The sequence below is a fragment of the Gelidibacter maritimus genome (genome assembly GCF_014062315.1).
GTDB lineage: Bacteria > Bacteroidota > Bacteroidia > Flavobacteriales > Flavobacteriaceae > Gelidibacter > Gelidibacter maritimus.
Window position 1 is genome coordinate 162,991 of record NZ_JACGLT010000008.1, and the last position, 25,171, is coordinate 188,161.

Consider the following 25,171-nt stretch of genomic DNA (forward strand, 5'->3'; position numbering starts at 1 on the left):
TTTCGGCACCGCCAGCACTTAAGGTAGGTAATATGAAGAGGACTTTTTTCATTTGACACTAATTACTATAGATCTATTTCGGAATATACATACATGATTTTTCCAGTAGAAGTTAAATCAATCTGATCTTTAAATTCTAAGTTTACTATAACATCATCACCCAACTCATGTTTAATTTTATCAATAATTTCATCTAACTGCTTGTTTGAGAATTTATCAGATTTCACTATATTCAATTGAATATTATAAAGAGATTTTTGAACAATCTGAAAACTTTTGATACCGTCTTTATTAAAGAATAAACTAGTGAAAAATTGACCATCTATCTTCGATTTGTCCTTTTTATGAATTACGCCTAATGTTCTACCAGTAACATTATCCAATTTGAGAGTTCCATAAATCAAGTCATCTCCTTTGATTCCACGATCCCCAATTTTATAACGAATCAAAGGCATATAATCGTTATTTAAAGTGGTTATTACAATATTACCTTCAACCCCATTTTTGACTGGTTTGTCATTATCATCCAAAATCTCTACAAAAACATTATCGTAGAGAACATACAGACCTTTTTCATTGAAAATTTCAGTAGCAATTGCAGAAACCTCTCTAGAACCATAAAAATTATAAACATAAGCATTATTAAATGCTGCCCTTATTTCATTTCTCATCTCAGGATAAAGTGGCCCTGTAGTACAGTGGATTGTAGGTGTAAACTCAATCTTTATTTTATTCTTATTTATAAATTTTGATATATCATATATTGAATGTACGTAAGCTTTAATAAATGGGGGTTTTATTTGATTTATTGTTTTAATATATTGTTGGATGATTTCATCACTTAATACAAAAGTATTTAAGTTGGTAATATCATTTAGGTAAGATTTTATATTATAAGAGGGTTTATGATTATGCATATCTCTTTGTGCCCCCCATAAATTAATAGATTTATTATTTATATCAACTTTATTTAAATGGAGCGCGTGCCAATAATTTCCGGTTCCATAGTGCGCTTGTTCTTCTGTTTTATAAAACTCAACGGGTTCGCCCGTTGAACCTCCTGAGGTGTTTCGAAATACTTCAGACATTTTTTTGTAATTCTCATTAACAAGAGAATTTCTATATTCCCTAATTATGTCTTTGGTCATTAATGGGATTTTTTGAAACTCATCATAGGAAATTCTACCTAATCGAAGATGATTTAAACCTTGATAATATTCAACATTTGTCGAAGCAAGTTTAAGCACTCTTGCAAGTTTTAAAGTTTGATAATCTAAATTTTTAGTAAATTTCAATATATCCCTGTTTTTAAGATTATTATATATCTTGATTTGTCTCTGGTTAAAAAGAGATTTATATAAAATAGCTAAAGATTTTCTTGTGTTACTAAACATGGCAATTTAGTTTTTGTTCTTGTGTATTAAATTCGATAGATCAGACGATGACATAAACTCTATATCTGGATAGAATTGTATAATTCTTGATACAAGGGTTTTCAAGGTTTTCAAATTATCATCTCTGTTTTTTATATTCATTTCACTGACAAAGTTTATTCTATGCATACATATTATAGCAGGTTTCTTCCATAAAAAAGCATTCTCAACTTCGCTCATTGCGGAATCTACCCAGTTCTTATTTGGATTAGAGTAAGGTTCAAAAATCACATTCCTCACAGTAAATAATTGATTATATGTGTTCCTTTTACCTGTATAGAATCTTTTTATTGAAGATTTACCTGTTGTATAATCCGTTTCCAAATTACCGCGCAACGTTTGTAACCCTCGTACTCCACTTTTATCTAAAATGGATTCCAAGTCTACGGGCCAACAATAATTTGATGCAATAAATGTTTCTGAGTTAAATCCAAATTCATCTTTAAACATTTCTAAACCATCAGTTGTTGCGGCAGCAACTCTTTTAAACTCTTCTTCTGTTTCAGAAAAATAGGTGGCCAAGTAGTGATTTCTTAATTTAGAAGATGTTTTTGTCTTTAAGGCAAAGTAATCATGTTCAAAACCTAATAATGTGTCTTTAAAACCAAGTTTTAGATCTTTTAACCACAAGTACTCATTTAGATGTTCTCTTGCATGGAACTGTGGTTTTATCAATTTTTCATCTATTCCTTTTGTCCATAAGTCTTGTAATTTATCTCCATAATATTGCTGATATGACTGATGGAAGGGCACTCCAAAAAACCTATTATAGCCAGACTCCTTAATTTTAACAAAATCGGGGTTTTGCATAACCGTGTTTAACGTAAAAACCAATGGATTATTTTCGCTGTCTTTAAATTGATTTGCGACCTCAAGAAGGATTTGAAAATCATCACGTCGCTCTAAACTATCCAATTTGTCATACATGGATAAAGTATTACCTATTCTTGAATTTTGGAGCTTGTTATATGTTCTCTTATCCGGCATTCTAATACTTCCCCAGTCATCGCTTTCAATGACAATTATTTTTCGATCAGTACGCCATCCTCGGGCATTTGTAAAATTCCGAGAAACTTGTGATTTAATTTTTTTTATCATAGAATGCTAAATAATTCAAAAGTGAAGTTAGAAAACCAAAAATTGACACTAATCAAATTTTTAACCAATATTAAAGACACTAAATTGTTTAATAGTAAACATGGAATTAATAAATACATGAGCGGCTTAAACTTTAATGCGGAATAATTTATTTTTTGAAGAAAATAAATATAAGTAGCTAAGACCATAAAACCACTAAAAAAGTAAAATCGCTCTCCTTGGGATATATTAAGCATTAAGTTTGTAATGGCCATGCATGCAATGCTTAAATTAAGCAAATCCAGTAAGGTTTTATCATCATGATATTTTTTACGGTTCATGTATAAAACAAATAATAACAAGGGAATAATCAATTTGTTGGTAATCTCTCTTATATCTTTAAATAGTCTATAATTCGAATTACCTGTCTGATAACCTTCGGCATAGCGATTATCCATACGCTCCATTCCTTTTTCAGAACCATAAGCTCTAAACTTTTCCTCAAACACGGTATCACTATCTTGTAATTTAGTTTGAACATTTGTTAATAAAAAAGTTTGTGATAAAATTGTAAATGTAATAAGTAATAAAATGTATAAGTTAGTGCGTTGTCTAAAAAGAACAAAAAACATTGGGACCAATAAAAGAGGCGTCAATCCAATATGAAACAAAGGAGTTACAAAAATCAATAAAAAATATTTTTTAGTGTTCTCATTTAGTATTATCTGTAATAGAAAGTATAAGAAATAGATGCCTCCTGTATAAAATGCATAATTGAAAACAGTCAAAATGGAATAAAAGAAAGCAAAGGTCACAAATCCAATTAAAACTGGAAAGCTTGATTTTTTTAGCACTTTTATTCGTAGTAAATTAACAGCACCTACTAGAAAGTAACCATAAAACCCAAATAAAAAAGCAAAATAAATATGATGATTATCAAAAACAGAAAAAAGCATAGCAGTGAAATCAGTAAAGAATTTACCTGCCTTAAGATTTAAGAACATATCGAATAAGTACCCTAGTTGATCATTAGTTGCTTCATAATATACTGTTGCATAACGCTCTAAATCTCCAGAATCTATAGCTGTGTATCCCAAAAAAGCAAACGCAGCGATTAAGAGTTTTCTACCAAATGCAGAATCGAAATTCCTTAGTCCAATGACCACGGCAGAAAATGGCCATAGTACATATAAGATTATTGATATTGCCTTAACCTGCCTATCCATTTGGAAATCTCATTAATTCCGGCTTGTTCACCAAAGTTATATGATCTAAAATTATGGGATAAGATTGATTTAAAAACTTTAAGTCTATATCCTTATAAATAGGATAATTAAAATAATAATTACAAGTATTGTTTTCAGTTATCAATACGGACGACCATCCTGTAAAAACAATACAGTTTTTAAGGCTTATCAATATTACCTCTGCTGGTACTGAAGATTCTATTATTTTTAAACCATTCAATGATCGATACATTTTCTTAGTTTTTTCAGAGGTAAGCGGATGGAGTTTTAAAACTATAATTTTATCTGGAAAATTATTTAAAACGCCTTTCAGAAAATCGAACTCTTTATCTATCAATTCAGGCCAGAGGGGCTGGTTAAAATAATAAATAACATCGTGAGTTGGAAAGCTATCATTAAATTCAAAACAAGTTTTTATAAATTCTATACAAGTATCATTGAATTTTGGCAACTTTAAAACAGTAGGCCTGTTCTTTGCTACATGTATATATTGCTCTGGATGAGTTATCCAAATATTATCTAAAAACCGCTGATTGCCGTACTTATAATAATCAAAAAGATAGATGTTGCCATTAAATAATCTATTTTTAATTAAGTAAATGTTAGCTTTATAAGAATCCTTAAGAAGTGATAAAAACGCATGTTTTTTGTTAAAAACACCGTATGAGTTATATCCATCTGGACCCAAAGAAATCTCAGCTCCTCTTTCTGACAATGTAGCACCTAAAAAAACATTTAACGGTAAATTGCCTTGAAATATAAAAAAGTGTTGCGGTTTTTCATCCAATATAGAGTTTGCAATCTCATTTGGACTTTTTCGATCTAGGATATTTACCAGTGTATTATCTATGCTCCAATTTCTCTCTGAATTAATGCCCATTAATCTTTTACCGTTTCTTGCAATGTAAATAATATTTTCATAATTGGAAGAAGCATAAACACTAGTCGATATATTAAGCGCTTGTAGAAATTGGTATTCTGTTAATACAACATATACATTTTTCCGTTTATTCATTTTATTTATTAATATGTTTTATAACATCTTGTAGCACCCTCATCTTTAAAATAAATGCGGTCAATATATACAAAGTAAAAAAAACGGTAAGACTCGCTCCCATATTACCTAAGTCTGGAAGTTTATTAAACCTTTTTATTTGTAAAATATACAAGATTAGTCCTAAAAAAGCATTTAGGCCTAGTATTGGTAATATATCTTTCAATTGATCTCTTAAGCCATACTCAATCAATTTACCAGAAAAATAAGCATTAATAAAAGTTATCAGGATATTAATTACAATTAAACTATACAAGAGCCCATAGATGCCAAACCAAATCGCGCTAAACGCACCAACAAGCAACATAATGTTTTGTAACACAGATAACTTAAGCACCATATCACTTCGTCCTTTGAGTTTGCAGATATTGAGATTATATTGATGGATAGGATAAAAGATTCCCGAAATCAATAATAATTGAAAATACGGCACTGCTGGCAACCACTTCTCGGTTAAGAGCCATCTAAAAAATGGCTCAGCAACCACACCTAAATACACCAGAATGGGAGTTACTATAAACACTACGATTATCATCAATTGAGAATACACTCGTCTTAATTGCTGATTATCATCATTCACTTTTGCTAATAAAGGATAAAATACGCGATTGAAAGCATTATAAAAAAACAATGTAGGCAATTGTTCTAAAGATCTTGCTCGGGTAAAGAACCCTAACTGAGCAGCGGAGAAATACTTCCCTATAACCACATTGTAGAGGTTATTAAAACTGGTGTTTATAATTTGGGTCAAAGAAAGTTTATAACCAAAATTAAAATGATACTTAAATTTTTCTCTATCAAAGACAAAACTCGGCATCCATTTGGCATACCACCAAAGCTGCAGAGTTGCTAGTAATGCATAAGCAAGATCTTTTACGACCAAACTCCAAACCCCATAATCATTATACGCCATCCATATCGCTACTAATGAACTAATAATTAAAGAAGGTAATTGTAATTTAAACTGGGTTTTAAACTGTAATTCTTTATTTAGTTTCGTTGATTGTACTAATGAAAATGCATTTATAATCAAAATCAAACCTACTACTCGTATTAATTTAATTAGAATTTCTTCTTCATAGAACTCCGAAATTAACGGAGCAGTTGTGAATAAGAGTCCATATAAAAAAGCTGAACTGATAAGATTAACAAAAAAAACTGTGGAATAGTCTACATTATCAGCATCCTTAGTCCTAATTAAGCTCGAAACGAAACCACCATCTAATAAAGCACGACTGATTGCTATGAAAATGGCAATCATCCCAATAAGGCCAAATTCTTCCGGCATTAAAAGTCGGGCTAAAAGTACAGTCACAACAAAATTGATGGCTTGAGTTCCTCCTTGTATTAAAAAAGACCAAAGCATGCCAGCTTTTCCAGAAGCTCTTAAAGAGTGAGCCATTAAGCCAAGAGTTTTTCAGCCAATTGCCAATCCATCATCGTATCAATATCAATTGAAGAAAACTCATCCATAACGTATTTCTTCACTTTAGTGAATTGATTTATTGGCTTTTTTTTAAGTGTGTTGGTGTTAATAATGTATATGGCTCCATTCAACTCCCAAACTTTGGGCACATCTTGACGACGATCCGCAGTAAAGGATTTGGAAGGTACTAAATAACCTTTTTCATCTTCTTCCCTTAAAACAAAATAGGGATTGGCTTTTGTTTCTTTGACAGAAACAAGCATATCCATATTGTCATTATACAATTTTAACGCCTCCTTTATCTGTTTACCAGTTCTAAATGGAGAAGTAGCCTGAAGAAAAATTAAATAATCGTAGAATTTCCCTTTTTTTTCTAATTGATTTATTTCATGAAGTAAGACTTCATAAGTCCCTACCCTATCAGTAGCAAGTTCTTTTGGACGTAACGACGGCACTCTAATGCCTATCTCTTCAACCACAGATTTTATTTCAGGACTATCCGTACTGACGATAATATTTTCCTTAGTGGTTATTTCTAGTGCAGCTTCAATAGTATATTGAATTAAAGGTTTTCCATTCAATAATTTAATATTTTTACCTGGTACTCCCTTAGATCCTCCTCTTGCTGGAATTATAATTAGTGGTTTCATTTAGAATCTGATATGCTTTACATCATTTTGGGCCTTTTCAAAATCTTCATGTTTCCCAATATCCAACCAATAGCCATTTATCGGATACGTAAGCATTTTTAAATTCATCTCTAAAATTCGTTTTATGAGATCGGTGATGTCATAAAATTCATCTTGTGGAATCATTTTTAAGAGATGCTTTTTAAGGATATAGATCCCTGCATTGGAATAGTAGGTGTATCGAGGCTTTTCTTTTAAGGAAAGGACCTTATTTGATTCATCAGCTTCCAACACACCATATGGCACATCAACATGGTAAGAGGTTGCCGCAACGGCCATATCCGCTCCAGAATCCTTATAACACTTATAAAAATCGTGAAAGTCAATATTGGTCAGCAAATCACTATTCATCACAATTATATCCTCGTGGTAAAATTCTTCTACTAACAATATAGAACCGATAGTGCCCAAAGGCTTATCCTCGCGAACGTACTGAATATTTAATCTTCTACTTTCACCATCTCCGAAATAATCAACCAATTGATCTCCTAGATAGTTGATGCTGAGGGTAATATTCTTTACACCAACCTGTTGTAATCTATCAATATTATATTCTATAATAGGTTTATCCCCCACTTTCAATAATGGCTTCGGTGTGGCTTCAGTCAATGGACGAAGACGTTTGCCCTCCCCTCCTGCCATAATAATAGCATCGGCGGGAATAATAGTGGATTGTTCCCTAAAATTGATAACTTCAACAATTTGCTTAGTATGGTTTAGAACTGGAATTATTTTAAAATTTTTAGCCTTATACTCCTCAAGCTTGTCCATAACAAACTCTCCCTCTACAATAAAAGAAGGATTAGGCTGAATAAATTTCAATAACGCATCTTCAAAACCGAGTCCTTTAATAAACCCTCTTCTTAAATCTCCATCCGTCAGGGAGCCTAATAAAATATTCTCAGTATCTGTAACAAATAATATAGCATCACTTGCAAGTATATCTAATTTAATAAGAGCTTCTCTGACACTCGCATTTTCTCTTATAACATGTCGACTTATTTTGTTCATAGTCTATTTGTCTATTGATTTTACAAGTTGAAAAGCTTCCGCATATATAACGCCCGCACTAGCACCTCTGTATGTGGCTAGTGCTTCAATATTTTTTAAGCTTCGAGGGAATGGATGAATCCCCAATTCTGATTTATAAATGCCCATTATTCTAAGCTTATCTTCCATATAATCCGAGATATCAACATAATGATTTGGCAAGAATGCTTTCTCTGCTAATACTGGAGCAAATTCAGTTTCCGATAAACACTCATACATATAAACCTTTTTTATATAAGGATACCTAAAAGATTTAGTACAAGCCATTACCGCATTAAAGGTTACTCGATGGTCAGAATGCGCATCAGATCGGTTTAAACAATAAATTACTTCTGGCTCTACCTCCGTAAAAATTTTTGAAATTTCAGGCACCATAGTAATTAAACTTGACGAAGACAAAGCCATCGTTGGATAAGGCAGTATAAATGTTTTTACTATGCCTAACTCTTTGGCTACTTGTTTAATTTCCTCTTGTCTGGATTTTAAAAATTCTTCAGAAAATCCATCTTTCTCGTATGCTGTAGTAGTTATCAACCAATAGATAGAATCTCCATTCATTTTATGTTTTAGTAGAGTACCTCCGACTCCAAGAATCTCATCATCGGGATGCGCTGAAATTATGATAACATTTTTACTCATAAGTATTCATTTATTTTAGGTAATTCTTTAAACTCATGTCTTATTAAAACGATTGCCCCATCATAAGATTTAACGACAACTTCACCTTTATCTGAAATATCAAGAATTTTTCCCGGCTCTAAATTATTCGGATATTCAACTTCGGAAATAGAAGTTTTCCAAACTTTCACATCACCATTGTTGGTCTCTATATGGGCTCCAACATAAGGGTGAGTTAATGCTCTAACCAAGTTATAAATGGCATTTGAAGTCATACGAAAATCAATCTTCCCATCCATCTTCTCTCTTTTTCTCCAATTATTTCCAAGAATTTTGTTTTGAATTACTTTATTAGAAATTTCACCCTCATTCTCATAGATATAAGAAAATTCTAATAATTGATTTAAAGCACTGACTTTGATCTTCTCATATAATGTGGCTGCGTCATCATGCGGTGAAATTTTAATATCACGCTGAGAAATAATATCACCGGTATCAGCGCCCTCATCCATTTCAAAAAAGGTAGAACCAGTTTTATCCAGACCTAAACACAAAGCCCATATAATAGGGTGTCTACCTCGATTATTTGGTAAAAGTGCAGGATGAAATCCGACTACACCATATTTTGCGGCATTAAGAATACTTGGTCGAAGAATGTGAGACCATCCAAAACAGTATATTATATCAGGGCGATGTTCAGCTATAAATTCTTCCTTTGTCTGAGGATTAAGCCTTTCGTCAAAATAAAGGGGAATATCATTACTTATACAAAGGGGAGATAAATCCTTAAAGTCTGAATTGAACTTCGAATACCTTTTTGTTATGACTCCACATAAATTAAAATTATTATCTATTAAATGTTCTAAACATGAATAGGAAAAATCTACAGTGCCAATAAAAAGTATTTTCATTTTATTCAAGGTCATAAAATTTCTTTTTAATTAAATTATCCAATTCAACATTTTTTAAAATTGAAACAATACTTTCAGAAGAATTCTCCTTTTCATATGGATTAGCGACCTTTTTAAGAGTTTCTTGAAAATCTTTAGACAAAGCCTTTCTAATAGCGTTTGATATACTCAATTTATCAGGATCGCAGTCAATTACGCTTTCAGCTTTTATTCTACCTTTCTGTCTGTCTCCTATATTTACAGTAGCCTTCTTAAATGAAGGGACTTCAATCAAGCCACTAGAAGAATTTCCTACAACCACATCAATAAACTGCAGTGCAGAAAGATATCGAAGCTGTCCAAGCGATGCGAATACAACCGATTTACCTGGATATTTTTTCACGAACTCATCAACGAGAGTATTTATAATTCTACCGTCAGTATCAGAGTTTGCTTTTGTAAAAATTACTTTAACATTTGTCATTTCTTCGAACACCTCTAATAATTGGCTAATCTGCTTCTCAGCGGTAGACTTCTCAAGAGTTACAGGATGAAATGTGACCAAAAAATGATGTTGCTCATCCAGTTTAAAGTTAATTGATTCCTCAAAATCTTCCTTACTTAAAAGTTTTAGTTTTTTAATATTTTCTATTCCTAGTGCACCAACATTATGCACATTTTCAGGAGTTTCTCCTAATTGAATAATTCGATTTTGATAAGCACACGTTGAAGGAAAATGTATGTGAGACATTTTGGTGATAGAATGTCTAATAGGCTCATCTATTAAGCCTTCCGTTGCTTCCCCACCGTGACAATGAGCAATAGGGATACGGGCAATCATGGCTGCACTTACAGAAGAGAAAATCTCGAATCTGTCGCCAAGGACTAAAATAATATCTGGTTTTAAATCCTCAAAGGTCTCTGCAAAAGAAATCATGCCCAGGCCCATACTCTTAGAAATTCCCACAGGCGTATCGGAAGACAGCAACATTTCAACCTTTTTATCAATTTGAAAACCGTCGTTCTCAATTTCTTTATAGGTGTTTCCAAATTCTGGAGATAAATGCATACCCGTCACAACAACTTGCAACTTTAAATCTATATCACTTTCAATGGCTCTCATTGTCCAATATAAAAGCCCATACTCTGCTCGTGTACCAGTTATGACGCAAACTTTTCTTTTCATAGCTCTATTAGTTGATCATCAGTAAAATCTTTATTAGCAATTTTTCCAATAATAGCATTCCACTTCATTGGACTAATTCCTGAACCAGGTCTTTTCACTGCCAAATTATTATTTGAAAATGTTTGACCTTTCTTTATTGGTCCTTGCGCTACAATACTTTTACGAACAATCTCTTTATTTTTCGATTCCGAATCAGAAGGTTCTTTGATACCACTCCCACTGATCGCCTTTTCAATATTTCTGATGGATGCAACCATCGCTTTTAATTCTGTAGGTTCTAAAGACGCTCTATGGTCTGGACCTGGCAATGATCTATCTAAAGTAAAGTGTTTCTCAATGACTGTCGCTCCTAAAGCCACAGCAGCAATTGGCACTTCAATTCCTAAAGTATGATCGGAATATCCTATAGCTGTACCCAACTCTTTTTCGATATGCAACATGGCTCTTAAATTGACATCTTGCATTGGCGTAGGGTATTCTGTGTTACAATGTAATATGGTGATGCTTGAAGGCTTAACACCAGCTTCAATCAAGACTTGATAGGCATCCTTGACTTCCTGTATATTCGCCATCCCTGTAGAAAGAATAAACTCAGAATATAATTCTGCCATCTTTTCCAGATATGGTAAATTGGTAATTTCACCAGAGGGAATTTTAGCTAAGGTGATTCCAATATCAGCGAGAAATTGTAAACTATCCAAATCAAAGCCAGTAGATAGAAATTTTACATTCTTAGTTTGACAGTAAGCTATCAATTCCAAGTGATCTGCTTCAGAAAGCTCCAATTTCTTGAGCATTTCATATTGAGAATCGCTGTTTTTAGTATTTGTATTTTGATACTCGGCGCGCTCCGCTGATTTCGTAACAAGTTTAGCGGCTTTAAAGGTTTGAAACTTCACATAGTCCACACCTGCCTCCGCAGCAACGTCTATAAGTTGTTTGGCGGTGTCAATACTCCCATTATGATTGACCCCTGCTTCTGCGATAATCAATGTTTTGTTCATTTTTTAAGTAGTTTTGCCGGATTTCCAATCCAAACTTGATGGTCAGGAACATCCCTAATAACAGTACTTCCTGCACCAATAACAACATTCCGCCCAATCGTCACCCCTTGTTTTACCACGGAATTTGCCCCTATAAAAGCATTTTCGGAAACCTTAACATTCCCCGCCAATACTGCACCTGGCGCAATATGGACTGCATTTTCAATAACACATTCGTGTTCTATAATTGCTCCTGTATTTATGATACAATAATCGCCTATTTCAACGAGTGGATTTATGGCAGCATTTCTGGCAATAAAATTACCTGATCCCAAAGTTAACATTTTCGTAACTGAGGCTGATGGGTGTATAATATTCAAAATTTTCTTGGATTTGGATTTTATAAATCTCCCAAGTTTTTCTCTTATCTGATTATCCCCCATTCCTAATATAAAATTAATATCTCTATCCCATTCAAAATTAGGATCCATTTCAAAGCCTAAATAATTTAGATTGAAATGGTTCGGAAAAACTTCTTTTGGTTCAAGATAACCATCAATTTTTATATTGGAAAGTAAAGCTGCTTCCGTGACTACGTATCCATGCCCAGAGTATCCTGCTAAAATTGTTTTAGTACTGTTCATATTAAGATGTTTCTGAGATCATAAACCTATTACTCCAAATAACCTCATCATATGTTAAGCAACTTGATTTCCGAAATAATTTCCAACTAAGAGGCTCAGTCTGAACACGGCTTCGCCGCCATCAGTCACATTATATTTTATAACATGATGAAAATCAATCTTTTAAATTAAAAGACAAAACGCCACAAAAGCGCTTTAAAAGTGTGCAAAACTACAACATTATTAAGAAACTACCATTTTAAAATGGCATTTGTTTTTGTACTACAAACCACGGGTTCAACAGGTTCTTTTTATTATATCTCAAGGGCTGCATCGTCTTCCAATCAATAACCTCGACTCCAGCTTGCTTACAAATGGCTTGCCCAGCAGCGGTGTCCCACTCCATTGTAGGTCCAAATTTCGGATAAGAATCGGCCTGCCCTTCCGCAATCAAGCAAAACTTTAACGAACTGCCCTTAGCAACGATTTTGACCTCCCCGTATTTTTGACGCATCTTTTGGATATACGTTGCTGTGGCTTCAGACGGATGTGAGCGACTGGCCAGAATGGTAAAGTTGTTGTTGGCTTTGTGAAGAGGGAGTTGTGCAGCGGCCGCTATTAAGGCCTCTATGCTATAGTGATTGAGATCCTTTACTTTCACTTTAAATGCGCCAGAGATAGACGTTGAACTTGAAATTGAACTAGCCCGCCTGCCGTCCGCGTGAATGACTTCCGCGGGCAGGGCGAGGCACGAAAAATACAAGTCTCCTGAAACGGGCACAAAAATGACTCCCAATATGGGTTTTTGATTTTCAATCAGGGCGATGTTGACGGTGAATTCGCCATTGCGTTTAATAAATTCCTTGGTGCCATCAATCGGGTCAACAATCCAAAGTTGTTTCCAATCCTTTCGAATAGTGTACGGAATAGCCTTGCCTTCTTCAGATAGTACGGGAATATCCGTAGCACTTAAATGCGCCATAATAACATGGTGCGCAGCAGTATCAGCTTTGGTTAAAGGCGAGTGATCCTCTTTAAGCTCAACTTCAAAATCATCGGAATTGTAGATGTCCAAGATGACTTTTCCTGCTTCTAAGGCGGCAGTGATGGCGGTTTGTAGGGGTAAAAAATTAGGCATGAGGAATTAGGGATTTGATTAACGATTGAAGCATGTTGATTTTTGAACAACGGTCAACACTAATCAGGGAAATTTAATGAGTTTCAGTTTAAAATTAATAATTAAGCACCCGTAAAGGTAGTTTAAATTATTTGAGGCCAGCTTACTACTTTTTTATACTTAGCATTTACGTCACTTTGATAACGCTGATATATTGATAAACAATAACATAAATTCGGCATAACTAACGGGGTTCGTTCCGAATAGTCAGAAGCGCTCACCCTAATACATGAAAGCAAAATCTCACCTCACCCCTTTAGGGGACGGGGGCAATGCCCAAATCAAAGAAATTGTCCAGTAAAACGCAATTTGTTATAAATAACGGGCTCGTTCCGAATAGTCGGAAGCGCTCACCCTGACACATGAAAGCAAAATCTCACCTCACCCCTTTAGGGCCAGGGGGTAAAGCCAAACCTCTTACCCAATCCAATATCTGGATAAGCACCAATAAAATTCATTAAATATAAAAGGGTTCCTTATGAATAGTCTAAGCGCTCACCCTGACACTGGACAGCCAAATCTCTCCTCTCCCCTTTAGGGGCAGGGGGGTAAAGCCCAAAACAAAGGAATTATTCAGTAAAAATACAATTCGTTATAACAAAAGGGTTCCTTCCGAATAGTCAGAAGCGCTCACCCTGACATTGTGAAGCCAAATCTCTCTTCTCCCCTTTAGGGGCAGGGGGTAAAGCCCAAATCAAAGAAGTTGTCCAGTAAATCAAAAGTCGTCATAATAAAGGGGTTCCTTCCGAATAGTCAGAAGCGTTCACCCTAATACATGAAAGCCAAATCCCACCTCACCCCTTTAGGGGCAGGGGGTCAAGCCAAATCTCATACCCAATCCAATATCTGGATAAGCACCAATAAAATTCATTAAATATAAAAGGGTTCCTTATGAATAGTCTGAAGCGCTCACCCTGACACTGAGCAGCCAAATCCACCTCACCCCTTTAAGGGACGGGGGTAAAGCCCAAATCAAAGAAATTGTCCAGTAAAAATACAATTCGTCCAACTACGGGGTTCGTTCCGAATAGTCGGAAGCGCTTACCCTGACATTGCGTTGTCACCCTGAATAGCCTGCCCTGAGCAGAAAACGACGGATGAGCGACGTGTCAAGTGTGAAGCATTCACTAACACCTAAATTAAAAAACAATCAATTGTTAGTAATCTGTTTATTATGGCGCCAAAACTTTGAGATTGCTTCGTCCTGCATCCCTGCCCTGCCGGTAGAAAGCGACGAAGGAGCGACGCGGCAATCTTTAGGTACAACCTTCCAATTAATAAATGACGTCCCATTCTCTATAAAGGCCTAACGTTGTTAGTGGAAAAAATCAACAAAGCGTATTATCTTATTGGTTTTTTTTAAACTCGACAATGTCTGCTTCCGAAATTGAATCAAAAATGGTAGCAAAGTCTAGCATCGTGTACCCTAAAGATTCAACAATCATAATTACGGTAGTAGAATTTGGACCTGATTTTGATTTTGCATTAAATGCGTCTGAGACAGTGGCCTTTCTAACATCTACTGCTAAAGCAATCTCATTATAACTATTAACACCCTCTTCTTCTATAGAAGAAAATGATTTATCTTTCTTTCTGGAGTCCAATAGTCTATGTAAGCTAATTGCAATTTTATATTTTATAGATGTAACTAACTCCTTTTTCATATAGGCAATAAACTATTTCTAAAATAAAATATCGGTACGGTTTGGCGTATCGATATTTTATTTATATATTTGACTACGTATCTTATATTTTAGGATACCTATTTTATAATTTTGCGAAAGCATTTCTAAAAAATTAGAAGCATTCGCTTTGAATCTCGTTTTCAAAAACTGGTAATTTTTAAAATGCACGAGATGATAAGTAAGATGCTCACGACCTAGGCGTGAGCTCACTTATTCGTGCAACGGTATACCAGTACCTTGAAAACGTGTAAGCTGAGTTCCACGCCTTTTTTTATTCAAGGTTCTACTCACTTTATTCTTAGCACTGCTCTTCTATTTTTAAAAGTTTCGCACTAAAACAGTTAGAATTAGTTATTAAATTTTTAAGCATTTGCCTATGCAGATATAAGTTGTAGACAAAAAAATCCTCCAACCTAAAGTATTAATAGCACCAATAATAACAATGAAAAATGATTAATTAGAATTAGTCTTGGGAACGGGCCGTTGTTGGTTGGAATTTAGAGTAAAAAAGGTGGCGGCCCCTCTTCCCTAAAAAACTAAAACACATAAAGCCTATGATATAACATAAAGTCACCTAAGCCTTTGGCTTACAATAAAAAAACCCGCTCTTAGTTTTCGAGGACATCAGAGCAGGCTAAGTTAAAACAATTGTATCACTTTAACCAACACAAAACTATGATAAATAATCATAATTCAATAAGGTGGCGGCGTATTTTTATCTGCTGTCTTTTCTTTCTAACCTCTATTATGCCACTCACGGCCCAACAAATACTGGTATCTGGCAAGGTTACCGATGGCAACCTGCCCATCTCCGGCGCCAATGTGCTTATTAAAAACACAAAAACTGGCGTAGTCACAGACTTTGATGGTCGCTACAACATTACCGCCAAACCGACAGACACGCTCCAAATATCCTATTTGGGGTATACTACGGTTACGATTCCAATTCAAAGCCACACAACCATACATGTCACACTCCAGGAAGATGTAACAGCTCTAGGAGAGGTGCAAATCAATGCAGGCTATTACACTACTACTGACCGTGAAAGGACGGGGAGTATTTCTAGGATTACAGCGAAGGAGATCGAGGGGCAGCCTGTGAATAACCCGTTAGCTGCTATGCAAGGTTACATGTCAGGAGTAAATATTGTACAAACCACGGGCGTGCCAGGTGGAGGGTATGATATACAAATTAGGGGAAAGAACTTTATTAATGGCGGGACAGATCCACTTTTTATAATTGATGGCGTTCCATTTAGCTCACAATCTTTAGGAAGCAACAGCGTATCTGCTCAAATCACTGGAGGAAATATTAGTCCATTAAACGCTATAAACCCTAACGATATTGAAAGTATTGAAGTATTAAAGGATGGTGATGCCACAGCCATTTATGGCTCTAGGGGAGCCAATGGAGTGGTGTTAATTACAACGAATAAAGGAGGGACAGGTAAAACACAGTTCAAAGCAAATATCAGCAGTGGTGTGGGTCAAGTGTCACATTTTATAGACCTTATGAACACCGAGCAATATTTAGAAACACGTAACGAAGGAATAATAAATGATGGATATCAAACTTTATTGAACGATCCAGCCTATGATTACATATGGCCGGACGTTAAATCTTGGGATCAAAATCGCTATACAAACTGGCAAAAGGAACTTATAGGAGGTACTGCTCATCGAAATAATGCGCAACTCTCTGTCTTAGGAGGAAACGCTGAAACAAGGTTTTTGATCAGCGGCTCCTATAACAAAGAAACCACGGTATTTCCCGGAGATGCCAAGTACAAAAAGATGACGGTGTTTAGTTCATTAAATCATCGTTCCATGAATAACCGCTTCTCAATTGATTTCTCCTCTACTTATTCCAACGAAAAAAACAACTTACCTCGATCTGACTTTACGTCCCTTGCTTATTCTCTTGAACCGAATGCACCCGCTTTATATGATCAACAAGGAAATCTGAATTGGGAGAACAATTCATGGGACAACCCTCTTGCTTCTTTGAACGAACAATATGAAGCTTCCTCAAATACTCTTTTTTTCAATTCTTTAATTTCCTTTCAACTACTACCGAATCTGGCATTGAAATCAAATCTGGGTCATAACAATTATAGTTTGCACTCATATAGAACTTTACCAAGCTCCGCAAGGAATCCAAAATTCGGCTTCACTCCCCAAAGTTATTCGTCTCTAACCACTAATGGTTCTGAGCGCCAATCTTGGATTGTAGAGCCACAATTACATTGGAGCAAACAGTGGAGAAGGACAACCTTAGACGCATTAATTGGCACGACTTTCCAACAAGAGACAGGTAGCCAATTTGTTCAAAATGGAAAAGGCTTCCCAAATAATAATCTACTTCTAAATTTAACAGCAGCAAACAATGTAAATGTACTCCAGGATGACAACAGCAAATATAATTATAATGCAATTTTTGGACGTTTGAACATGAACTATTTAGGGAGATACATTATAAATTTAACAGGTCGTAGAGATGGTTCTTCAAGATTTGGACCTGGAAAACAATTTGGAAACTTTGGAGCGGCAGGAATCGCTTGGCTCTTTTCTGAAGAAGCCTTTTTAAACAAGAATTCCCTGCTAAGTTTTGGAAAGCTACGTGGCAGCTATGGAGTTACTGGAAGCGATAATATTGGAAACTATAAGTTTTTAGACACCTACAATGTTACGGGACTGGATTACAATGGGATAACAGTTCTAGAGCCAACAGGAATATTCAATCCTTTATTTGGATGGGAATCAAATAAAAAACTGGAATTGGCTTTGGAACTCGGCTTTTTCAAAGAACGTTTATTCATAAACACCTCCTGGTATCGAAACCGGTCTTCTGATCAGTTGATTGGTATTCCATTACCTGCAACCACAGGATTTTCAACTCTGACAGGAAATTTCAATGCAACAGTTGAAAACTCAGGATTTGAAATTGATTTTCGGATAATTGATTTACTTCAAGAAAAAATTAAATGGACGGCCGCATTTAACATTGCGGTACCCAAAAATAAACTAATAAAATTTGACGGACTTGAAACATCCACATTCTCTAACCAATATATCATTGGCAAACCACTTTCTATCCTAAAGTTATACAATGCCTTAGGGGTAGACCAAGAAACTGGAAGCTATAAATTTGAAGATTACAACGGTGATGGAAACATTAGTAGTCCAGAAGACAGACAGTGGCTTGAGGATCTTTCACCTAAGTTTTATGGCGGATTGAGCAATACTTTAAGTTACGGCAACTTTACACTTAATATGTTTTTGCAATTCAAAAACCAAAAAGCATTTAATGAATTTGTAGTACAAGCAACCCCCGGCCTTAAAGGTAATGCTTCTATAAAACTGCTAGATAGATGGCAACAGCCAGGCGACACAAATCCCATTAAAATGGCGTCAGGAGGTTTATCTCGTGGACGAGATAATGGTAGTTTTCTAAAACAAAGCAATGCCGCGATATCAGATGCTTCATTTATCCGATTGCGCAATGTATCCCTAAACTATTATATACCCACACTTAATACTTTTGATATCAATGTGTACTTACAGGGTCAGAATTTACTAACATTTACCAATTTTGGAGGACCTGATCCAGAACAGTCGTTCTATAACACCCTACCTCCTTTAAAACAAATAACCCTTGGAATAAAAATAGACTTTTAACATTAAAACACAAAAAAAAAATGAAAGACATACTTTATTTGGCCTACTTCCTATGGCCATCAAAATACTTATCGAAATTTAAGTATTATTTAAATCAAATAGCCTTCTTCCTTTTGGGATGTTGGCTACTTGGTTGCTCGGACTTTGTGGAAGTAGATTCACCAAAAAACATTCTCATTTCGGAAACCGTATTCAACGATCCAGCTACTGTAGAATCTGCATTGGCAAATATCTACTATAAACTTCGAGACCAAGGCATGGTAAGTGGCAATTTCGGATTGACAACTTTGATGGGAATTTATGCTGACGAGCTGGATTATTATGGCACCAATCATAGCTATCATGAATTTTATAACCATACTGTTGCTAATGAGAATTCCATTCTATTGAGTTGGTGGAATCATGCATATCATCTAATTTATGCATCCAATGATATTTTAAAAGGATTAGAAGCTTCACATAATATACCATTCGAAAAACGAGAAAGCTTGACCGGTCAGACACTTTTTATAAGAGCGTATATCCACAGTCATTTGGTGTCCTTGTTTGGTGAGATACCTTACATTACATCCACGGATTATTTAAAAAACCAAGAGATATCTCGAACTGCTGAATCAGAAGTCTATGAACACATAATAGCAGACCTTAGAAATGCCATTGATTTTCTAAAAAATACAGAAAACAAAGTTGGTGAACGGGTGATTCCTGACCAAAATACTGCGAAGGCTTTATTGGCAAGAATTTATCTTTACACAGAGAAATGGGATCTTGCTTCATCCTTGGCTACAGAAGTAATTGAGGCCTATGCCATAGAACCAAATTTAGACGATGTATTCCTGAAAACTTCTCAAGAAACCATATGGCAGTTAAAACCAGGCGTCAATCCAAAAAACACACAGGAAGCCAATCAGTTAATAATCCAAGGGATTCCTGGTCAAAATTATGCTTTGAGCGAATCACTACTATCAAATTTTGAAAATGGCGATTTACGTTATATCAATTGGATAGGTACCAAGTCTAACACAGACAATGACGTCACATTAAAATATGCACATAAATACAAACTTTTATTTCATGAAATGGAGTCTTTAGAATACTCTATTCTTTTTAGACTGGCCGAGCAGTATTTGATTCGCGCTGAAACTATGGCAAAGCTAGGAAACTTTGCACGCGCTCAGCAAGACCTCAATGTTATTAGAAACCGTGCAGGATTGTCAAATACTACAGCCAATTCGCTAAACGAGATTTTGGACGCTATCCTCCAAGAACGACAGGTAGAATTATTTTCTGAGCATGGCCATAGATGGTTCGATCTAAAACGTACTGGCAAGGCTCCAGAAGTTTTAAGTGTACTTAAATCAAATTGGGAGCATTACAATCTTCTTTTTCCAATTCCAGAAAAGGAATTATCAATTAACCCCAATTTATTACCTCAAAATAATGGTTACTAAAGTACAATCTCTTTTCATAAAACTAATTTTAAAAACATGAAACATATAATTACGACATGCTTGTTTTTGATATATACTACAGGTTTTTGTTACCCCACGAACACATCTTTACAAGGCAATAAAACCACTGTGCAAAATTCCGATTTGGTGCCCTTCATTACTTCTCTGATAGAAGGCAATCAACTCTACTTAGAAATCCCAAGGCGCATATTAAATCAACCTATTATATTTGTGAGATATGACAATAAATATGACCATAAATACATGCAAGTGATTTGGTCAAAACTTGAGGATAAAATTCTATTGAAGGTTCCGAGCATAACCTCTACGGCCGGGATAATACTGCCGATAAAGCCTAAACTTATCCTTTCAGATAACATCCTTGCAATATTTCCAATTGAAAAAGCAAAGAGTGAGGGCGATAAGTATCGTATCAATATTACATCACTTCTTCTTGAACAAAATATCCCATGGAGCCAAGGATTTTCGGAAACCGCAGTTCCTCAAATTAGCATGGTGTTGGATTCTGCCAATATGGATAAGGAAGTGGTCATAAAAATCCGAAAAGGAGTATTAATGGACCAAGCTAAAATATCACTCCCCATGTATTTTTCCTTCTGCGCTCTTGGAGAACCAATGAAAGCAAGACCTTATGATTTTCGCATGGGTTTTTTCAATGAAAAACTTCTAGACATTCCATATGGTGTGGAAAATCGTCGAGCTAACATAATGAGATGGCGCCTAGAGAAAGACGATGAAGACCAAGCTATTAGCAGACCTAAAAACCCCATCACCTTTGTTATGTCACCAGACATACCTAAAAAATGGAGACCCTATGTTAAAGCCGGTATTGAAGAATGGCTACCAGCTTTTGAAGAAGCTGGCTTTAGGGATGCCTTAGTGGTAAAAGAAGTAGATAGCTTAAGTGAATGGCAAGCCCATAGCATTAATACGTCTGTAATATACTGGGGAGATTCACTCAGGCTAAGAGGTTCTGAATTTGGAGTTTTTGGAGGCACCGTAGGCACTATTGTTGATGAGAGAACGGGTGAAATTCTTAAGGGTGATATTTATATGGCCATCTCGCGAGAAGAGTATTCAGAACGCTATTTTGTAAAATCAGCGCCCTTGGATATAAGAGCTCAAAAATTTCCATTTCCAGATGACCTTTTGGGCGAATTGTACCAAACAATGGTGGCCCACGAAGCCGGGCATGTTTTTGGATTAATGGATGCAAACTTTGGTAAGTTTAGCTATCCAATTGACCTCATAAGTAATGTCGATTGGGTAAATACTATGGGACACACTCCAAGTGTCATGAACTATACCCGGTCAAATAATATAGCTCAACCAGAAGATAGCATACCTCCTTCGCTTCTCATTCAAAAAGTGGGACCTATGGATCATTACAATATACGTTGGGCTTATACCCAATTTCCAGCTGGAACTTCTCCTAAAGAAGAGCGAGCTGCATTGGAACTCATCATACGTCAGCAGGACTCTATTCCATGGTATCGGTATGATTATGGCGGCCATGAATCTATCGGACCGGCACGTATGAACGAAGTTATAGTAACTCGCAACCCAGTAAAAAGTACCGAAATGGCATTAAAAAATTTAAAACGTGTTGTTGAATTGATTCCTGAAGTCTGCAATGATCAAAAAGACAACGCCCGTTTAGAACGTTTATATGCTAAAACTTTAGAAGTGTGGTTCGATCAAATGATGTATGTTGGTTCTCTGATTGGAGGGTATGACATACATTACAAATCTATTAATCAAACAGGAAACATGTATGTGCCTATTCCGTCTGAAACTCAAGATGATGCACTTGATTTTCTATTTATGAATGCGTTTAATCTTCCTGAATGGTTGATCCGACCAGAATTTTATAAAAAAATTAAATATTCAACTTTTCCTGATAAATTATTAGAATATCAACAACGGCTCTTATTTGAATTATTAGAGGCCAAAAGAACAAAACGTTTTGAATATTTAGAATCCTTAGAGGGCTATGAAGGAGCATTACCTATGTATTTGACAAAACTACAATATGGACTATTCAATGATTTAGAGAGTTTGCATTCAAGTGTAAAACCTAGAAATCAAGAATTACAAATGACTTATATTGAAAAGTTGATTTCGATGGTACAGCAGGAAAGAGAGACTATAACTGCAGCTCGCAAAGCTTTTGCATATAGCGACTATACCAAAGGTTACATTATGGAACAATTAATGATTTTAAAGGATCGTATTCAAAACGGATTGGATAACAAAAAGGTAAATGCATCTTTGGGCCATTGGCACCTATGTCTCGAAAAACTGAATACAATCTAAATATGTGTAACCCACTCATTGTTTTGTACAGTGCTATCTTACTTATAAGAAAAAACCAACTATACCTAAGTTTTTGTTTTTTGCGTTAACCAAGAAGGTGCCTTATAAGGCACCTTCTTTTAAAAATAACCATAGTAAATTACGGATTTAATTTTCGCAATGGATTCATTAACTCCATTTCTGCATACAATTGAAAGCCGTCGAATTCACAATTAAAACCAGTTCGAGGCTGACATTCTATTCCTATGGGAACAGATTGAACTCCCAATGCAGGGTCTAAATAGTAACCCATAGTAGTGGAGGTCTTTGCATCCATTGCAAACGACAGCCCAATAGCCAAAATCATTACTAAAAACGGCATTACACTTTTAAAAAATTTTGTTTTCATAATATTCAAATTTATAAGTTATGATCTACTCTTTTTACAGGTTTTCGATCTTCCCCCTGTCACTACGTAGTATTATGTTACTTATAAGTTTCTGCTTCCTTTTCAACAAAAATTCCGATTAACGCAACTCCAATAAAGAGACTATTAAAAATCAGATGTTCTTTCCATCCCAAGGCTTCCAACACCCCACCACAAGAGCAAGGCACAAAATCAGTAAAGTTCAGGATGATGACTATGTAGGTAGTAAACATCACCATCATGGCAAAAAAACCATAAAGAGCAATCCGTCTGGTGCGCTTAAACATCAAGAAAAACGATATAAGCAACTCCAACAATGGCACCCCAATGGCCACGGGTTTGGCATAAGCACTCAATAACGGAGATTGCCCCAACTGGGTTTCAAAAGTCTCAAAGTCCATCAATTTGCTCACGGCGGCATACACAAATAAGAACGCACACAAATAAATACCAATCTCTACGAAGTAGTTTCTCAATATGTCCCATTTCAATTTCATAACTGAATCTTAAGTAGGAATAAAATTCGTGAATTGTAATGTTTTCAAAAGGATAACCGATGGTCCCTAAGGGATTTTTCATAAGTTCCATGTATGAAATTTGGAATATATACAATAATGAGACTCTCTTTAATTAGAAATTGTTGGTAAAAAACACCAACAATGGCAAAGGCTCTCAATGATTTTTTAAGACACATCCCCGCACTCCTTCTTCTGTCGCCAGGCTCCGTCGAGATGGATGCTAATTCATTATTCTACTATTCAAAAATCTCAATCTTCAATGAACAATCGTAAATCGTTATTCGTTATTCGTTATTCGTTATTCAAAAATCCTCAATCAACATGTACTTCCCTGAATAGAGTTGACCGTTTTTTAGTTATTTATTTCATTGTTAAAAATAGTTGTTTTTGGTCTATCTTCAGGTTTCAAGGTCGACCAATATTCCTCAAAATTGTTTGGGCTCATTTTCGGTAAATTTTTATGTGTTCTTATTTCATTGTAATTTTTTACAGCTTTCGCTACACATTGTTTTAACTGAAGGAATGTTTCAGGTTTCCAATAATCTAGATACTCTTCCTTTATAGTTCTATTGATACGTTCCGCATATGCATTGTCCAATCCACTTAAGGACATACTTATCTTGGTTCCATTGCTTACCAATAAATCTATATACTTATGATAAGTGTATTGGCTTCCTCTGTCCGAATTATGAACCTCAGGTGCATTATTTTCCTTTAGCGCCATTTTAAGAGCTTCTAAATTGGCTTGGGCCCGCATGTTATCCGATACTATAAATCCAACAATCTTTTTTGTATAAACATCTATTATGAACACAGCGTAATAGTGTTTGCCATTAAGTGGCAAATAGGTTATATCCGATTGTCATAATACGTTTGGTGCGTTTATTCTTAAGCCTTTTATTAGATTGGGATAAAACTTCTTGCCTGCTATTGTTGTACGTTTATAATTCTTCTTCCTTTTTATCCTGTAACCGAGATCCATCATGGTTTCTATAAACCGATCCCTACCTATAAAATCCGGATTTAATATATCGTACATCTTTTCAACTCCACAACCAGGATGGTCCTCCCGAAGATCATCTGCCTCTAAAATTAATTGAGACACTCGGCCATCGAAAACTGCTTGTCGCCGTGCATACTGACTGACAGCTTGTTTACTTATGCCTATGGTGTGATAAAGCTGGTTCATACTAAAGCTTATTTTTTCTTTATGTGTCCTGAACCAGTTGATTGTGGAGTGCTGAAGTTTTTTTTGATATCTATATTTAAATCGTCCTTTGCGATATCAATCATCTTCTCCAAATAATCTATCTTGATCTGTTTGCGCCCAACTATGGCTTCAAGCTCCTTTATTCGAGCCTGTTGTTCTTTCATCTTCTGGGTGCTACTGTTTTTCATCTCTACAATTCTTGAACCTTTTTCATTAAAGGTAGAAAATTTATGAATCCATTTGTAAATCGATACATTACTTATATTATGCAATTTCTCCAACTGAGTTACACTGAATTCTCCCGATTCAAAGTCTTTTACAATTTGTAGTTTAAACTCATCCGAATAAATGCGTTGCTTTTTCAATAGTTTAATGTTTGCTTTCATAAGTTTACACTTTGTTTAAAGTGGTCAACCTATACTAGGGACATACA

Annotated in this window: 22 protein-coding genes; 3 read left to right on the forward strand and 19 right to left on the reverse strand. The window is 35.3% G+C overall.

The features are described 5' to 3' along the window. Window positions 1-65 precede the first annotated feature (65 nt). From H3Z82_RS11700 to H3Z82_RS11765, 14 genes are all read right to left on the reverse strand, one after another. Window positions 66-1,394: a phenylacetate--CoA ligase family protein gene (locus H3Z82_RS11700; RefSeq protein ID WP_182205689.1), complete on the reverse strand. Its 1,329-nt coding sequence runs from the start codon at window positions 1,392-1,394 to the stop codon at window positions 66-68. A gap of 6 nt (window positions 1,395-1,400) precedes the next feature. Continuing rightward, a complete protein-coding gene (locus H3Z82_RS11705; RefSeq protein ID WP_182205690.1) occupies window positions 1,401-2,531 on the reverse strand; it encodes a hypothetical protein in 1,131 nt (376 codons plus the stop codon). Beyond that, entirely contained in the window at window positions 2,528-3,736 is a 1,209-nt protein-coding gene (locus tag H3Z82_RS11710; protein WP_182205691.1) for an EpsG family protein, read from the reverse strand. Before H3Z82_RS11710 ends, H3Z82_RS11705 begins: the two co-directional genes overlap by 4 nt. Beyond that, window positions 3,729-4,772: a polysialyltransferase family glycosyltransferase gene (locus tag H3Z82_RS11715; RefSeq protein ID WP_182205692.1), complete on the reverse strand. Its 1,044-nt coding sequence runs from the start codon at window positions 4,770-4,772 to the stop codon at window positions 3,729-3,731. Before H3Z82_RS11715 ends, H3Z82_RS11710 begins: the two co-directional genes overlap by 8 nt. A gap of 1 nt (window position 4,773) precedes the next feature. Beyond that, window positions 4,774-6,213, reverse strand: coding sequence for a lipopolysaccharide biosynthesis protein (locus tag H3Z82_RS11720; RefSeq protein ID WP_182205693.1), 1,440 nt, complete (start codon window positions 6,211-6,213; stop codon window positions 4,774-4,776). Continuing rightward, window positions 6,213-6,887 (reverse strand): acylneuraminate cytidylyltransferase family protein, encoded by a 675-nt coding sequence (locus H3Z82_RS11725; protein ID WP_182205694.1) that lies wholly within the window; start codon window positions 6,885-6,887, stop codon window positions 6,213-6,215. The genes H3Z82_RS11720 and H3Z82_RS11725 overlap by 1 nt, the downstream gene beginning before the upstream one ends. Beyond that, on the reverse strand, window positions 6,888-7,937 hold the full coding sequence (locus tag H3Z82_RS11730) for a nucleotidyltransferase family protein (protein WP_182205695.1): 1,050 nt from the start codon (window positions 7,935-7,937) through the stop codon (window positions 6,888-6,890). It abuts the gene before it with no gap. 3 nt (window positions 7,938-7,940) lie between these two features. Further along, window positions 7,941-8,615, reverse strand: coding sequence for a PIG-L deacetylase family protein (locus H3Z82_RS11735; RefSeq protein ID WP_182205696.1), 675 nt, complete (start codon window positions 8,613-8,615; stop codon window positions 7,941-7,943). Then, on the reverse strand, window positions 8,612-9,520 hold the full coding sequence (locus H3Z82_RS11740; protein WP_235982442.1) for a formyltransferase family protein: 909 nt from the start codon (window positions 9,518-9,520) through the stop codon (window positions 8,612-8,614). The genes H3Z82_RS11735 and H3Z82_RS11740 overlap by 4 nt, the downstream gene beginning before the upstream one ends. Continuing rightward, window positions 9,507-10,670 (reverse strand): UDP-N-acetylglucosamine 2-epimerase, encoded by a 1,164-nt coding sequence (gene neuC, locus H3Z82_RS11745; RefSeq protein ID WP_182205697.1) that lies wholly within the window; start codon window positions 10,668-10,670, stop codon window positions 9,507-9,509. Before neuC ends, H3Z82_RS11740 begins: the two co-directional genes overlap by 14 nt. Further along, complete coding sequence (neuB, locus tag H3Z82_RS11750; protein ID WP_182205698.1) at window positions 10,667-11,674, reverse strand: N-acetylneuraminate synthase; 1,008 nt, start codon at window positions 11,672-11,674, stop codon at window positions 10,667-10,669. Before neuB ends, neuC begins: the two co-directional genes overlap by 4 nt. Then, the gene (locus H3Z82_RS11755; RefSeq protein WP_182205699.1) at window positions 11,671-12,297 is read right to left on the reverse strand and encodes an acetyltransferase; all 627 of its coding nucleotides are present in this window, start codon (window positions 12,295-12,297) and stop codon (window positions 11,671-11,673) included. Before H3Z82_RS11755 ends, neuB begins: the two co-directional genes overlap by 4 nt. 238 nt (window positions 12,298-12,535) lie before the next feature. Then, entirely contained in the window at window positions 12,536-13,414 is an 879-nt protein-coding gene (locus H3Z82_RS11760; protein ID WP_182205700.1) for a 3'(2'),5'-bisphosphate nucleotidase CysQ family protein, read from the reverse strand. Between the two features lie 1,385 nt (window positions 13,415-14,799). Then, window positions 14,800-15,117 carry a hypothetical protein gene (locus H3Z82_RS11765; RefSeq protein WP_182205701.1) on the reverse strand — a complete coding sequence of 106 codons (318 nt, stop codon included), beginning with the start codon at window positions 15,115-15,117 and terminating at the stop codon, window positions 14,800-14,802. A 768-nt stretch (window positions 15,118-15,885) separates the two neighbouring features. Between H3Z82_RS11765 and H3Z82_RS11770 the strand changes: the two genes are divergently transcribed. The 3 genes from H3Z82_RS11770 to H3Z82_RS11780 are packed head-to-tail and all read left to right on the forward strand — an operon-like array spanning window position 15,886 to window position 22,604. Continuing rightward, a complete protein-coding gene (locus tag H3Z82_RS11770) occupies window positions 15,886-18,816 on the forward strand; it encodes a SusC/RagA family TonB-linked outer membrane protein (RefSeq protein WP_235982443.1) in 2,931 nt (976 codons plus the stop codon). Between the two features lie 20 nt (window positions 18,817-18,836). Continuing rightward, window positions 18,837-20,267 carry a RagB/SusD family nutrient uptake outer membrane protein gene (locus H3Z82_RS11775; RefSeq protein WP_182205703.1) on the forward strand — a complete coding sequence of 477 codons (1,431 nt, stop codon included), beginning with the start codon at window positions 18,837-18,839 and terminating at the stop codon, window positions 20,265-20,267. Window positions 20,268-20,303: 36 nt separating this feature from the next. Beyond that, the gene (locus H3Z82_RS11780; RefSeq protein WP_182205704.1) at window positions 20,304-22,604 is read left to right on the forward strand and encodes a zinc-dependent metalloprotease; all 2,301 of its coding nucleotides are present in this window, start codon (window positions 20,304-20,306) and stop codon (window positions 22,602-22,604) included. Window positions 22,605-22,743: 139 nt separating this feature from the next. On the opposite strand, the gene H3Z82_RS11785 is transcribed toward H3Z82_RS11780, so the two are convergent. The 5 genes from H3Z82_RS11785 to H3Z82_RS11805 all read right to left on the reverse strand — a co-directional run bounded on the left by H3Z82_RS11785 (window position 22,744) and on the right by H3Z82_RS11805 (window position 25,124). After that, window positions 22,744-22,992, reverse strand: a complete 249-nt coding sequence (locus H3Z82_RS11785) for a DUF6520 family protein (RefSeq protein WP_182205705.1) — start codon at window positions 22,990-22,992, stop codon at window positions 22,744-22,746. A 77-nt stretch (window positions 22,993-23,069) separates the two neighbouring features. Continuing rightward, entirely contained in the window at window positions 23,070-23,507 is a 438-nt protein-coding gene (locus tag H3Z82_RS11790) for a MauE/DoxX family redox-associated membrane protein (protein ID WP_182205706.1), read from the reverse strand. A gap of 373 nt (window positions 23,508-23,880) precedes the next feature. Beyond that, the gene (locus tag H3Z82_RS11795) at window positions 23,881-24,381 is read right to left on the reverse strand and encodes a DDE-type integrase/transposase/recombinase (RefSeq protein ID WP_317172455.1); all 501 of its coding nucleotides are present in this window, start codon (window positions 24,379-24,381) and stop codon (window positions 23,881-23,883) included. Between the two features lie 9 nt (window positions 24,382-24,390). After that, window positions 24,391-24,717: a hypothetical protein gene (locus H3Z82_RS11800; protein ID WP_182205708.1), complete on the reverse strand. Its 327-nt coding sequence runs from the start codon at window positions 24,715-24,717 to the stop codon at window positions 24,391-24,393. An 8-nt stretch (window positions 24,718-24,725) separates the two neighbouring features. Further along, complete coding sequence (locus H3Z82_RS11805) at window positions 24,726-25,124, reverse strand: transposase (protein WP_182205709.1); 399 nt, start codon at window positions 25,122-25,124, stop codon at window positions 24,726-24,728. Window positions 25,125-25,171: the final 47 nt, after the last annotated feature.

Coding starts and splice junctions, on each gene's coding strand:
- H3Z82_RS11700 (WP_182205689.1), bottom strand. CDS start 1,394: ATGTTTAGTAACACAAGAAAATCTTTAGCTATTTTATATAAATCTCTT.
- H3Z82_RS11705 (WP_182205690.1), bottom strand. CDS start 2,531: ATGATAAAAAAAATTAAATCACAAGTTTCTCGGAATTTTACAAATGCC.
- H3Z82_RS11710 (WP_182205691.1), bottom strand. CDS start 3,736: ATGGATAGGCAGGTTAAGGCAATATCAATAATCTTATATGTACTATGG.
- H3Z82_RS11715 (WP_182205692.1), bottom strand. CDS start 4,772: ATGAATAAACGGAAAAATGTATATGTTGTATTAACAGAATACCAATTT.
- H3Z82_RS11720 (WP_182205693.1), bottom strand. CDS start 6,213: ATGGCTCACTCTTTAAGAGCTTCTGGAAAAGCTGGCATGCTTTGGTCT.
- H3Z82_RS11725 (WP_182205694.1), bottom strand. CDS start 6,887: ATGAAACCACTAATTATAATTCCAGCAAGAGGAGGATCTAAGGGAGTA.
- H3Z82_RS11730 (WP_182205695.1), bottom strand. CDS start 7,937: ATGAACAAAATAAGTCGACATGTTATAAGAGAAAATGCGAGTGTCAGA.
- H3Z82_RS11735 (WP_182205696.1), bottom strand. CDS start 8,615: ATGAGTAAAAATGTTATCATAATTTCAGCGCATCCCGATGATGAGATT.
- H3Z82_RS11740 (WP_235982442.1), bottom strand. CDS start 9,520: ATGACCTTGAATAAAATGAAAATACTTTTTATTGGCACTGTAGATTTT.
- neuC (WP_182205697.1), bottom strand. CDS start 10,670: ATGAAAAGAAAAGTTTGCGTCATAACTGGTACACGAGCAGAGTATGGG.
- neuB (WP_182205698.1), bottom strand. CDS start 11,674: ATGAACAAAACATTGATTATCGCAGAAGCAGGGGTCAATCATAATGGG.
- H3Z82_RS11755 (WP_182205699.1), bottom strand. CDS start 12,297: ATGAACAGTACTAAAACAATTTTAGCAGGATACTCTGGGCATGGATAC.
- H3Z82_RS11760 (WP_182205700.1), bottom strand. CDS start 13,414: ATGCCTAATTTTTTACCCCTACAAACCGCCATCACTGCCGCCTTAGAA.
- H3Z82_RS11765 (WP_182205701.1), bottom strand. CDS start 15,117: ATGAAAAAGGAGTTAGTTACATCTATAAAATATAAAATTGCAATTAGC.
- H3Z82_RS11770 (WP_235982443.1), top strand. CDS start 15,886: ATGCCACTCACGGCCCAACAAATACTGGTATCTGGCAAGGTTACCGAT.
- H3Z82_RS11775 (WP_182205703.1), top strand. CDS start 18,837: ATGAAAGACATACTTTATTTGGCCTACTTCCTATGGCCATCAAAATAC.
- H3Z82_RS11780 (WP_182205704.1), top strand. CDS start 20,304: ATGAAACATATAATTACGACATGCTTGTTTTTGATATATACTACAGGT.
- H3Z82_RS11785 (WP_182205705.1), bottom strand. CDS start 22,992: ATGAAAACAAAATTTTTTAAAAGTGTAATGCCGTTTTTAGTAATGATT.
- H3Z82_RS11790 (WP_182205706.1), bottom strand. CDS start 23,507: ATGAAATTGAAATGGGACATATTGAGAAACTACTTCGTAGAGATTGGT.
- H3Z82_RS11800 (WP_182205708.1), bottom strand. CDS start 24,717: ATGAACCAGCTTTATCACACCATAGGCATAAGTAAACAAGCTGTCAGT.
- H3Z82_RS11805 (WP_182205709.1), bottom strand. CDS start 25,124: ATGAAAGCAAACATTAAACTATTGAAAAAGCAACGCATTTATTCGGAT.